This window comes from Thermoplasmata archaeon (assembly GCA_038729465.1).
Lineage (GTDB): Archaea > Thermoplasmatota > Thermoplasmata > Thermoplasmatales > ARK-15 > JAVRLB01.
The window spans coordinates 1-12632 of the sequence record JAVYRZ010000012.1; the positions used below are offsets into that span (position 1 = coordinate 1).

The 12632-nt window shown below is 33.7% G+C and carries 15 protein-coding genes; 5 read left to right on the forward strand and 10 right to left on the reverse strand.

The genetic code is table 11. The features are described from left to right. On the forward strand, positions 1-465 hold a 465-nt coding region (locus tag QXQ25_04385; GenBank protein ID MEM0160943.1), incomplete at its 5' end, for a glycosyltransferase family 4 protein. A 25-nt stretch (positions 466-490) separates the two neighbouring features. Here the strand turns inward: QXQ25_04385 and QXQ25_04390 are convergent. Genes QXQ25_04390 through QXQ25_04400 form a run of 3 tightly spaced genes read right to left on the reverse strand, consistent with a single transcriptional unit; the run spans position 491 to position 2637 of the window. Next, entirely contained in the window at positions 491-1000 is a 510-nt protein-coding gene (locus QXQ25_04390; protein MEM0160944.1) for an HAD family hydrolase, read from the reverse strand. Between the two features lie 2 nt (positions 1001-1002). Continuing rightward, positions 1003-1578, reverse strand: a complete 576-nt coding sequence (locus QXQ25_04395; GenBank protein MEM0160945.1) for an SIS domain-containing protein — start codon at positions 1576-1578, stop codon at positions 1003-1005. 48 nt (positions 1579-1626) lie between these two features. Continuing rightward, positions 1627-2637: a kinase gene (locus QXQ25_04400; GenBank protein ID MEM0160946.1), complete on the reverse strand. Its 1011-nt coding sequence runs from the start codon at positions 2635-2637 to the stop codon at positions 1627-1629. 205 nt (positions 2638-2842) lie between these two features. On the opposite strand from QXQ25_04400, the gene QXQ25_04405 reads away from it, so the two are divergent. Further along, positions 2843-3769 (forward strand): FkbM family methyltransferase, encoded by a 927-nt coding sequence (locus QXQ25_04405; protein MEM0160947.1) that lies wholly within the window; start codon positions 2843-2845, stop codon positions 3767-3769. Positions 3770-3794: 25 nt separating this feature from the next. Here QXQ25_04405 and QXQ25_04410 read toward each other — a convergent pair whose 3' ends face one another. The 5 genes from QXQ25_04410 to QXQ25_04430 form a co-directional block, all read right to left on the reverse strand. Continuing rightward, positions 3795-4838: an aminoglycoside phosphotransferase family protein gene (locus tag QXQ25_04410; GenBank protein ID MEM0160948.1), complete on the reverse strand. Its 1044-nt coding sequence runs from the start codon at positions 4836-4838 to the stop codon at positions 3795-3797. A gap of 178 nt (positions 4839-5016) precedes the next feature. After that, on the reverse strand, positions 5017-6390 hold the full coding sequence (locus tag QXQ25_04415; protein ID MEM0160949.1) for a sulfatase: 1374 nt from the start codon (positions 6388-6390) through the stop codon (positions 5017-5019). 5 nt (positions 6391-6395) lie between these two features. Then, positions 6396-6533, reverse strand: coding sequence for a hypothetical protein (locus QXQ25_04420; GenBank protein MEM0160950.1), 138 nt, complete (start codon positions 6531-6533; stop codon positions 6396-6398). A gap of 34 nt (positions 6534-6567) precedes the next feature. After that, positions 6568-7782 carry a glycosyltransferase family 4 protein gene (locus tag QXQ25_04425; GenBank protein ID MEM0160951.1) on the reverse strand — a complete coding sequence of 405 codons (1215 nt, stop codon included), beginning with the start codon at positions 7780-7782 and terminating at the stop codon, positions 6568-6570. A 113-nt stretch (positions 7783-7895) separates the two neighbouring features. Then, on the reverse strand, positions 7896-8711 hold the full coding sequence (locus QXQ25_04430) for a phosphoadenosine phosphosulfate reductase family protein (GenBank protein MEM0160952.1): 816 nt from the start codon (positions 8709-8711) through the stop codon (positions 7896-7898). Positions 8712-8892: 181 nt separating this feature from the next. On the opposite strand from QXQ25_04430, the gene QXQ25_04435 reads away from it, so the two are divergent. After that, entirely contained in the window at positions 8893-10419 is a 1527-nt protein-coding gene (locus QXQ25_04435; GenBank protein ID MEM0160953.1) for an oligosaccharide flippase family protein, read from the forward strand. Between the two features lie 125 nt (positions 10420-10544). Further along, positions 10545-11789, forward strand: coding sequence for an adenylosuccinate synthase (locus QXQ25_04440; protein MEM0160954.1), 1245 nt, complete (start codon positions 10545-10547; stop codon positions 11787-11789). Here QXQ25_04440 and QXQ25_04445 read toward each other — a convergent pair. Together QXQ25_04445 and QXQ25_04450 are read right to left on the reverse strand one after the other, a co-directional pair. Then, entirely contained in the window at positions 11781-12089 is a 309-nt protein-coding gene (locus tag QXQ25_04445) for a hypothetical protein (GenBank protein ID MEM0160955.1), read from the reverse strand. The two genes, QXQ25_04440 and QXQ25_04445, sit on opposite strands and share 9 nt — an antisense overlap. A 17-nt stretch (positions 12090-12106) precedes the next feature. Continuing rightward, positions 12107-12283: a hypothetical protein gene (locus tag QXQ25_04450; GenBank protein ID MEM0160956.1), complete on the reverse strand. Its 177-nt coding sequence runs from the start codon at positions 12281-12283 to the stop codon at positions 12107-12109. A gap of 98 nt (positions 12284-12381) precedes the next feature. Between QXQ25_04450 and QXQ25_04455 the strand changes: the two genes are divergently transcribed. Continuing rightward, on the forward strand, positions 12382-12632 hold a 251-nt coding region (locus QXQ25_04455; protein ID MEM0160957.1), incomplete at its 3' end, for a phosphoribosyltransferase.

Genomic DNA, 12632 nt, shown 5'->3' on the forward strand with positions numbered 1-12632 from the left:
AATGATATTGAGCTCAATATTGTAGGTGGCGGAAGTCTCGAAGAAGAAATTAAAGATAAAGTTTCAAATATAAAAAATGTTGTTTATCATGGTATTGTAAATCAAGATGAACTGTACAGAATATATGGAGAAAGTGATATATTTGTATATCCATCCACCTGTGATACTTTTTCGTTAGTGATCTTAGAGGCTTTGTCTGCAGGTTGCCAGGTCATTACCAACGATAGGTTCAAAGGTTCTTTCAAGGAATTTGAAGAGATAGGCGCAATAACGTTTTGTGAACCTAATTCAAAAAGTTATTCAAAAGCAATAGAGAAATCAATTAACGAAATTGAATTGATAAGAGCCAAGAAAAATGAGCTACATAAAACAGCAGTACAATTTTATGATTGGAATAACGTGGTTAAAAAGCTTTATGATGAGATGAGAATAAGCTATAATAAAAAGCATCATGTATTAAGATGAAAAATACTGATAAATATATTTCTAATTACTTATTTTCTCTAATTATTTTTAATATTCCATAAAAATCATCTGCCTCGAAATCTGCTCTGGCATTGCTGTCATGCCTAACCTTGATACATCTTATGCCTACATTTTTTGCTAATTGTACATCGTTTTCATCATTGCCGATCACCCACGAATTTTTTAAATCTATATCAAAATCTTTCAGGGCGTTTTCGATCATTCCGGTTCTTGGTTTTCTGCAAGGGCTGTTATCTTCCGGCAATGATGGACAGTAATATATTGCGTCAATTCTACCGCCTCTCTTTTCAATCTCATTCTTAATTTTTTCATGCATTTTATCAAGATCTTTTTCTGTAAAATAGCCTCTTGCTATTCCAGATTGATTAGTAATTATAATAATCAGAAAATCTTTTGAAAGCTCTTTTAATGGCTCGAATATATCCTCAAAAAGCTGAATTTGATCTGGGCTGGAGCAATAAGGACAATCTCTGTTTAATGTTCCGTCCCGGTCAATGAACAATGCAGGTTTCATTTTTATCTCTGATAAAGCTCTCTTTCAACCAGTTTGGTGAGTATGTGACCAATGGTAATAGTAGTTTCCTGGATTATGGAGGTAATACTACTTTCAACCCTAAACAGATTGTTTTTATCTATTAGTTCTTTCATCAACCCTCCATCATTTCCTGTTATACCTAACACATTGCATTTCATCTCTTTTGCTTTTTTAATACCGTTTATTACATTCTGAGAATTGCCACTGGTGCTCAGCGCGAAAACCATGTCACCTTCCTGTGCAAAAGCTTCAATCTGTCTCTCAAATACTTTTTCAAACCCAAAATCATTGCCTATAGCTGTTATGCTCGATGTATTACAGTGCAACGCAAGAGCTGGCAGGGCCTCTCTGTTCATTTCAAACTTGCCAACAAACTCTGCTGCTAGGTGCTGTGCATCCGCAGCACTGCCACCATTTCCCATAAATATCAGTTTTCTCCGGTTTTTAAAAGTTTTAACAATCAAATTTGCTGCTTTTAAAACCTGCTCTTTATCAATTCCTTCTCTCGCCTTAATGCCCTCTTTAATATATTCATCGATAAGTTCTAGACCGTTCATATTACTATTAATTATGAATTCAGTATATTAAATTATGCTAAAATTTATTCACTGATAATCTTCAACATAAGCTATTCTTGCTCCAAAAGGATCTATCCTGAACGTTTCCCTGCTGTAATTTTTTAGCACCTCGGTTATTTTCTGATGCTTTTCAGGTGGTGCGAGAAACAACATAAATCCACCGCCACCAGCACCCATCAATTTTCCACCAAGCGCACCAGCATTCTTGGCGTTGTTATATATATCATCTATGAATGTATCGCTTATTTCGTTGCTGAGCTGTTTTTTCAACAGCCAATTTTCTTCCATTAGCTTTCCTAGCAGATCTAGATCCATTTTTGAGATTGCATTATAGGTTTCGAATGCAAGATCTCGCATTCTCTTATACTTATCAATATGCTCTTCGATCTTCTTAATCTGGTCATTATGTATAGTGCCAGAAGATCTCTCTTTGCCGGTATAAAACATAAGAAGATTTCTCTCAAGGTTCTTTCGATCCTCTTTTTTTAATATGATTGGCTTAACAATGCTGCTATCATCAGCATTGAACTGAAGCAGGTTTATGCCTCCGTATGCAGCCATGTACTGATCCTGTTTTCCCCCTGGCTCGTTTAATATTTCTCTCTCAATCTTGAATGCTTCAGAGGCTAGCGTTTCAGAGCTAACTGTCTCTCCAAGCCATGTGTGCAATGCAAGCAACAATCCTACAATAAAACTGCTGCTTGACCCTAATCCTGTGCCACGAGACGGGATTTCAGTTATGCTTATTATCTGTATTCCTCCTTTTATATCAAGAAGCCTCAGGGCTTCTCTCACTGTTGGATGTTCTATATCTTCAAGGTTCTTTATTGCGTTTTCGGTTTTTGAGTAGCTGATCCTGTATTCTCCAGCATAAAAGTTCTTTGCAACCGTAACATATATATAACGGTTTATTGCTGCGGAAACTACTGCTCCCGGGCCGTATTTTCTGTAAAATTGTGGAAAATCTGAGCTTCCCCCCGTAAACGTGATTCTTAAAGGTGTTTTTGTCATAACTATGCGAAAATCACTAACTGTCATCATTATCGCAATGCAGTTCAAAATATATAAACATTTCTTGATCTAAAAAGCGATGACAAAAATATTTAGTACAAAAATAGTATAATTTTGTTCACAATACGAAAAATAAGAAATAATTAAATATTGAAAATACGATTATCTTTCTTGAAATGTCAAAATTTTTTTTAATATTAGATTCAAAATCCTTTACAACTTGGAGATTGATATGGTAACTCTACTGACTCTGCCAAGTACTGTTGGAAGATATAGAAAAGCCTATAAAAATTGGCTTAAAATCATGATCGATATGGTTCGGAAAAAGTATTCCATAACGGTCAGACTGCGGAATGGTAACACGTATGTCTGGCCTTCAACCGTAGTATATTTTTATTCTGTATTTTCATCTAAGCAAATATCTGAGCCCAGCATCTCTGTAAATCTAGATATGCTCTTTACTGGCAATAGAGAAAAAGAGAATGAATGTGTAAGGTTCAAGTACAAAAATGCTGATTTAACGCTTTATGATGCCGTATATAATGGTAGATTTCCTGCCATTTTTTTGGAAGGTAGATATGCCTCTCTCAATGTCCATAACGAAATTGTGATAGACGTAGGTACTAATATTGGAGATTCTGCCATATACTTTGCGTTAAACGGAGCAAGAAAGGTAATAGCTTTGGAGCCTTATCCTTATTCATACAATACCGCAAAGAAAAATGTGAAAATAAATAAATTGGACGCTGTCATAGAGGTTTTAAATGCTGGATATGGGAAAGACGGTTTCATTACCATCGATCCTTTAAAGAAGACTGATCCTAGCTCGGTTTTAGTTTCTTATGATGGTGGAGAAAGGGTCAGAATATTTTCCTTGAAGAAACTCATTCAAGAATACAATATAGACTCAGCAGTTATAAAGATGAATTGTGAAGGTTGTGAATATAATATTATAGATGAAGACATCGAGACCTTAAAAATTTTCAAAGAGTTTCTGATCGCATACCATCATGGACATAAAGAACTCGAAAATAAGCTAAAGGAGGCAGGATTCAACGTAACATTTAGATCTTTGCAACCTAATTGCAACAAATCTACTACTAAAACGCATATGCGCACAGGTCTTTTATACGCAAGAAATAAAGAGAATATAGATTAACCTTTCTAAAGCATCGACAATTTGCTCAACTATAATATTCATTTATTATGTTTCTAAATCTAGTGATCTTCTGTTGCTTTGTTTTGCACAGTTCATTTGATTTATTTTCATTATTCCGACATATTGGATCAAAACGATTTATAATAAAGAATCCAGCTAGAGTTTTACTTACTTTTGCAAGTATAACCGGATCCATATCATTGTTTATTTTATTTCGGGAACTAAGTTTCGCTATATAGTACTTTGTCAAGCTTATACTAATGTTTTCATCGAGGTAAAATAGAAGTACACCGAGGTCCAATTGCCTTACAGAGTAGCCGAAACTAATCCAGTCAATAATTGCTATGTTACTAGTTGTTATTAACACGTTATCTAGCCCAAAATCTCCATGTGAAGGAACATCGTCTTCGCTTGAAGTATGGGATAATATAAATTCAATTGCTTTTTCTAATTTTTCTTCGTATTCTGCTTCAAACTCATCCTTTATGTTTTTTTTCCAGTGATATAACTCATACTTTAATTTAGAAAATGGAAGAATGCATTGTAAGCCCGATAACTCCTCTTGATCTTTAAGACTATGAATTTCTACTAGCACGTCTACTACTTTATATAATAAGCTATAATCATAATTTAATTCGTGAAATCTTTCTAGTGTTCCTTTATTCTCTATGTACGTCATCACTAAGCGTTTGTGAATCTTATCTATGCAGATTGCTCTTGGAATTGTAATTTTGCCATCAAAAAATTTAAAGGCTAGATCCAACTGCTTATACTCCTTGGTCACATCCCAGATATTACTTTCCTTAACGATAACACTCCCTCCGGTAACGCTATATATGGCTTTGTAAACTTTATTGTTACGGTGCTTGATGCTTTGCTTGAATGTGCCTATCGTTTCCAACATTCCCTCGGTATTGCACAAATTTTTTGATTTTATAAACGTGGAATTTATATTTCCAAAAATGTTTTTTATAAGTGTTAAATCTATTCTTTGATGAATGTTTAGAGTGGAATCTATTCTTTCATAAATGTTAAGGAATCTGCCACATATATTAAGGTTATGTGCCATTATATAATAATATGTATTCTGATATTTAATATTTACAATAGACTTTTTATCTGAAATTACAACAATTTACAAAAAATAAAAACTTAGATATTTTAAAAATGTTTGAAAAAAGCACAGTTTTGGTCATGAACCTAATAGTTTAACCTATGATACGGTAGCTAGAGATGAAGGTATTAATTTAAGGTAACTGGAAACGCTCTGTACCTTTGAAAATAGAGAGCTCGTTTACAAGATCTTTGAAAATTTCCTGGTTATCTTTTACCTCTATTTGCTTACCTTTAAAGGTGAATTCATCAACTTTTCCGTCAGAGCCATTGATTACAAGCTTATAGTTGGTTTTGTAAACTGCTTTTTTCGGATAGAACATTTTATGGATCAGATCTTTGTAATCTAGTTCTGCCGGCAAGATACCATCTTTTACAAGCCCCTCCAGATCATGAACTGGCCCAAAAGATTCGCTGAACGAAACAGTTTCAGTTATCGTATCCTGAAACTCGTTTTCAGCTGCATTTTCTAAGATCTTATATATGCCGGTTAGATTTTGATATCCATCTTTCTGTTCTATCTTTATATTACCAGGAAATTTTATTATCATCGGAACCTCAATAATCTCGTTATAAAGAAAATTTCCATGCCCGTAATATGGATATTGGTATGGTTCTTTCATTGTCTGCCCGTGGTCTGAGGTAACAATAATCAGCGAATTTTCGTAGAGCTTAGAACTTTTAAGGTGCTTTATAAGCTTGCCAATCTCCAAGTCTGCCATACTTAAAGATTTTTTATAATCATTCCTGGTCTGTTCCATTAGCTTTTCTGGTATTGGGCTCTTATTGGTGATATCCATATATTTTATTATTCTGTCATCCCTATCAAGCTCCCACCTGGATACTGGCTCATGAACCTCCATAAGATTGATAAAAGTGAAAAAAGGCTCTTCGAAAGAGCTGTTCATTATTGCATTTACAATGAGATCTGCACCTTTCCTGTAAGGATATTCAACCTCCTCTTTTCTTTTCAATATCCGCCTGTGTATATTGTAATATTTTAGAAGTTCTTTAAAATTACCATTCAAAACCAGGTTAATTGCCGCTTTTTTCCTGTTTTTACCATATTTTTTATAATCATCAACTGCAGCAATCTCATCAGGAGACATGTATTCAGACGAGAAAAATGTAAATGAATTAAATCCTCTGTCAAATCCCGTATTTGGAGAAAGCCATGGATTTGTGGAAAATCCCAAAGTATTATATCCTTTTTCTCTCATTTTTTCAACTATTGTTTTACCTTCATATGCATATATTTTATCCAGTGCTTTTTTATCCCCAGTATCTAGATCTTCATGGACATTATGCTCTCCGGGGTATAATCCTGTGAACAGCGACATATGTGATGGCACGGTCCATGGAGATGGAGCTATAGGATTCTTGAACACTACAGATTCCTTCGAAAATGCCTCAATATTAGGTGTTATCGCATTGCCATTATAATTTGGTAATACATCTCTGCGAAGAGTGTCTAAAACGATAATTATGATATTTGGATTATTTTTCATTGCTTTTACCTCCCCATATAAATGTCTACAAAAATTTTGTTGGATATATACAAAGTATTATTCTCTCCAACACAAAAATAATGTGTTGTCTTAAATAGCTCTCTCCTATAGCTCATATTTAGAGTCTTTAACTTTTTACTCATTACTTTAATAATAGAAACTTGATATTTAAATATTTTATTTCTTAGAGTAATATATTTCTTTTACTTTTTCAGACAGCTTTTTAGCAATGCTTTTCCAGTCATAGTTTTCTTCAATATAGGCTCTCACATTCAAAACATTTTGTTTCAATGTTTTTATTTTAACATATGCGTTTGCCATTCTTTCTGCAATCTGCACAGGATCAAGAGGCACATACTCCAGAGCCCCCATGCTTTCAAAATAATCAAATATTCCACGCATCTCATTGCTTATTATCACATAATTTCCAGATGCCAGTGCCTCGATAACCACCAGCCCAAAATATTCATCATGCTTTATGCCATATGTTGGGAAAACAAGCACATCACAATCCCTGTATATGCTAGATAGCTCATTATCACTTACTTGTCCATGATAAATGATGTTTTTAGTGGCTTTTTCTTTGATCAATTGTTCCAGTTCTCCAGTTCCAACTATGTGCAGTTCACTATCATCTTTATTTTTGAACAATTTCCAGGCTGATAGAAGCTCATTTATTCCTTTGTATGCTACAAGCCTGCCAACAAAAAGGTATCTTATTTGCTCATGCTTTTTTGTATCTGGATAAAATGCACTCGTATCCACTCCGCTATTTATTATGAAATCCGTATTTCTTTTAACACTGCTCAAATCAAAGATCGTTTTGGATGTAAAATGTGTCGCATAGGTGAACTTCTCAATAAGTTTATTCTCGATCCTGTTTATGGCTCTTCGTTCTATCGGAAGATAATTGTGAGTTCCGAAAATTACGTATGGTTTTTTCTTACGCAACAACAATTTTTTAGGCAAAATCAAATACAACAGTTGATAATCTGATAATATATACAAGACATCGCTTTCAAATAGTTTTCTTGATATTTTCCTGTTTATTATGTTCGCAAAAATAAATTTAATAAAAATAGAATAGGCTAGAAAAATATCTTTTTTTATGGTTTTTTCTTGCTTTGATATACCTTTCTTTTTGTCAACCAATAAATTTGTTAAAAATTGAGGATAGATAAATGTGTAGATATTTTTCAATTCGAATCTCTCTATGATCTCCTTGTCTGTAATCTTTTCTTTATCGAGAATGTTAGTCTGAAAAACAGCCACATCTAAATTTTCTTTATCACAAAACTTATAGTAATAAAGTATTGTTCTTTCCGTTCCTCCCGCGTATTTCAGGTTTGTCTCCGTGATCATAGAAAACTTGATTTTTTTCGTTTCATCCATAATAATTTTTAAAAGATATTTATATATAATAATTTTACTTGAATTTATCCACTATTTTTGCTGCATTATCCTCTTCTATTTTGTATAAAAATTAAAAAATATTGAGAGATATTTTACATATACCCAAATCTTCTCAGTTTTTCCATCATGCCCTCTTTATCCTGAGATCTGCCTGCACGCTCGGTCGTGTTTTCAAGATCCTGTTCCCATGCAGGCCTGTCGCTTACCTTCTTGGAATCATGTATCCCATCAATGGATCTATATCCTTGTTTATAGAGCGGATGAATCGGTAAATTGAATTTAAACGTGTATTCCCATATATTTCGTTCAGTAAATGGAAGTATTGGCTGTACCCTCACATGAGGGGGATCTATCCTAGGACTTATAAATACCTCAAATGATCTAGCCGGGTTTTCGTCCCATCTTATGCCTGTGAAAAGACTGTCAAATCTATATTTTTTGATGGTGCTGTTCATTGCCACGGTCTTTAAAAGATGATTGCCCACATCAGTATCCAGGGAATACTCAAAAAAATCATCATTGAATCCTATCTTTTTAGCCTCTTTCTTGTTTTCATCATTGAGATCTTTCAAAAATATTTTTCTATCCGACGTAACGTGATTTAAAACATCTTCATTTTTTGCGCTTATCACTTTAAAGTTCCATTCTTTGCTAATTTTATTTATCAATTCTAAAGTTTCTCCATAATGATCTCCATGATCTATAAATAGAGTTGGTAGCATATCCAATTTTTTCTCTTCAACTACGGTTTTAACGAGATGAAGTACCACCATGCTATCTTTGCCAGCGCTCCATACCACTACTGGCCTTTTAAATCGTTCTAGAGCATCATTTATCACGATCTTTGCTATAGAGATCTTGGCATTTAGAGATAGTCCACCTTCAATACGTTTTTCTCCAGCTATCATAGTACACGAAAATTAATATCTATATTTAAATATTGGTATTGCGATGTATATTGTGAATTTTTAAATCGCTTTATTAGTTGTATCTTAGCTATTTCTCATTGCTTTATTGCTAATGAAGATATCACCCCATAAAGGTTAAATAAGGAGACTCAATTGTTATTTAAAAACTGAACGTGATAAAATGCTTGGAAGAAAATCATTGTTGATGCTTATTCAAAATACTGTTTCCGGTATCATAGGATATCTGGGCCTTATTTTTATATTAAGGTATGCAGGTCTTGAACCTTACGGAATAGTTCAGTTTTCGTTGTCATTTCTCGGGCTATTTTCATTCATATTAGACATGAGCTTTTCAACTGCCAATATAAAAAAAATATCAGAGGGCATGGATTTTGATGTGGCCATTACCACATATTTTATAATCAAGATCATTTTAGCCGTGATATTTGTTGGGATTATAGCCTCATATTTATTTATATGGCAATATTTCTTTAACGGCCATTTTGTAACACCTTTTGAAGAAGATGTGATAATAATATTGGTACCATATTATATTCTACAAAGTTTCGTTGTTTATTTTCAGTCCAACTTTAACGCGACAATGAAGGCAGCTATATTGAGTATTCCAAGGCTAATTGAAGCTGCATTCAGAAACATAATGTATATTATAACCGGCTATTTTATCGCAAGGGTAATGGTTGATAAAAATGCCTATTCTATGCTTATAGCATTGATTATGGTAATCACATACGGCCTTTATGTTTTAATGTTTGTTTATTATGCCAAAGGTTGGAAATTCAAAAGACCTAAATTCGAGCATTTTAAAGATTACTATATTTTTGCGATCCCGCTCTCAATTTCAGCAATATTTGGCACGATTGCAACAAATTTTAATAATGTTATTATAGATTTCTTTTGGGGCCCATATTATGTGGGTGCATATGCAAGCATTCTTACAATGATCACTTTCATTAGTGCCACATCCGGCACATTATCTGCTTTCATTTTGCCAACTCTTTCATCCATGAAGACTATAAACCATAAAGATTATGAAAAAACCATAAACACCATGGAGAAATATATTTCTTTAGCAATATTGCCAATAATAGTTTTTATCTTGATCTTTCCAAGACAGGTGCTAAATTTATCTACTGCACAACTTATACCTTTCAGCTTAATTCTTATAGTTCTTTCATTGATTGTTTATTTAAACACTTTAAACACTCCTTATTCAACCCATTTCTATGCCATTGGAAAAACAAAATTTTTAATGTTCATGGGCATAATCTCATTTGCTGTAGTGATAATATTTGATCTGGTACTTGTACCTTCCAGATTCTTGGGTGTTCACTTATTTGGCCTTTCAGCTCTGGGAGCTGCAATATCAAACTTGATTGCCGCTGCAGTTTCGTTCATAATAGTACGGGTATATGTTTATAAATCTGAAAATATAATAGGCACAAAAAATGTGCCTTATCAGATCTTTGCAGGAGTTTTAACGGGCATAATTATATACTTTTTAAAAATGCTGAATTTGCCAACATATCAATGGTGGGCTCTGATTTTATGGGCACTGCTTACATATTTCATATTTTTCGTGATATCCAGAATACTCAAAATAATTAATAAAGAGGATGTGAATTATATTTTAGAGATCATTAATCCAAAAGATATGATTACATATATTAAAGGAGAGCTTAAACGATGACGCTGAGCTATCAAAGTTCTATAAAAATATGTGTTATTAAGTTTTATACTGAAATGATATTTTTCTATTCGTACAAACTTTTATATTTATTATAACTATACTGTATTAAATGGTGTTATAATACCATGCAATTATTAGGAGTTATAGGTCTGCAGTTTGGTGATGAAGGAAAAGGAAAGATCATAGATTTTATCTCTTCCGACTTTGACATAGTGTGCAGATTTCAGGGGGGAAATAATGCTGGGCACACTGTTGTTGTAAATGACAAAACTTATAAATTTCATCTGTTGCCGTCTGGCATACTTCAAAAAAAGATCTGTGTGATGGGCAATGGAATGGTTTTAGATCCTAAAACTCTGATTGAAGAAATTAATAATATTAAAGAGCCTGTGAAAGATCTGATCAAGATCAGTGAAAGAGCACATGTTGTGATGCCGTTTCACTATGAGATGGATGAAAGAGAAGAAGAGCTTAAAGGTAGCTTAAAGGCAGGGACCACAAAAAAAGGAATCGGGCCTACATACGAAGATAAGATCGGAAGGTTTGGAGTGAGAATGCTCGATCTCTTAGATTATGAGCTATTAAAAAACAAGATAGAAATCTTGCTGGCTTATAAAAAGCCATATTTAAAGAAAGTGTATGATGCCGGGCAGTTGGCTAAGGAATATCATGAATATGGATTGTATTTCAAAGACAATATTATAAACATCCCGTTATTCCTGAATGATGCGAGAAAGAATAAAAAGAGCATATTGTTCGAGGGTGCGCAAGGGTCACATTTAGACATCGATTTTGGAATGTATCCTTTTGTTACCTCTTCTAACACCACTGCCGGAGGCATGGCGACCGGAACGGGCATTGCGCCAAAGTATCTGACCAAAATAATGGGAGTAATGAAAGCATATACCACGAAAGTAGGTGAAGGACCATTTCCCACAGAGCTGAATGATGATACTGGCAGATTTTTATTGAACAAAGGAAATGAATACGGCACCACTACCGGAAGGCCGAGACGAGTTGGCTGGCTAGACTTGCCATTGGTGAGATATTCCATGCTCATATCTGGCGTATCTAGCTTGGCGCTTACAAAAATCGATGTAATGTCTGATATAGATCCTGTAAAAATATGTTATTCTTATGACCTTGATGGAAAAGAGCTAAATTATCCTCCAACTAATCTAAAAGATATATACAGATTAAAACCAAATTACAAAGCGTTTAAAGGCTGGAGTCTTGACCAGCCAGTCAAAAAAAAGGATGATCTACCAGAAAACATGATGACGTATATTAAATATATAGAGAAAGATTTAAAGATTAAAGTGAACATTGTCTCGCTTGGAAAATCGAGGGAAGAAACAGTTTTAATATGATTTTAATTTTATTTTTATCTCTTTTATAATCGAGATCAAATTATCAAGTTCTTTATCTATCTTAATCAGTTCTTCTGGCACTTTGTATGTTACTGTAGCGCCGTCAATAGATGCTGCTATGAGCCCTTCTTTTTCAATAATTCTTAAAGAATAGCGCACTTTATGTGTTGGTATTTTTAGGATCTCAGATATCTTCATTATCCCAATTGGCCCTTCTTTATGAACCAGATTTAATATCTCTATGTGCCTTTCTATCAGCATTGTTTCTTTAAGTGCTCGCTCTACTAATCCATTATCCACTGTTTCCACCTTTTTTATTATTCGTTTATTTTTTCTCTGCTGCAGATCGCCTGCTCATCTCCATCAAAAAATATGTCTCGATCAGGATACTCTTTTCTCAATTTTTCTATTATTTCAAATATTTCTTTAACTGTGATTTCAGGATCTTCTGATAATCTAAAATGTATTTTTTTTTCTGATTTTTTGTCTTCCATTTGTTTAATTAATATAATATATGTATATAAAAATTTTTTGAAACACGATCATTAAAAAAATAACAATTTTTTTATATAGTCTTCCAATTATAGATCTTATGGATAAATTTAGATGCAAACTGGTTTCTTGGCAAGAAATTGAGCAATGGACTAAGATTATTGTTAAAAAAATTGATGTTTCTGATTACAATCCAGATTTTATAATTGGCTTATCTCGGGGAGGATTGGTTCCTGCAAGGCTGATCTCTGATATGCTGCAGATCAAGGATCTGTATAGTGTTAAGACTGAACACTGGGGCATTACTGCCGCCGTTGACGGCAAAGCGCGGTTGACCCAGCCACTTCAGGT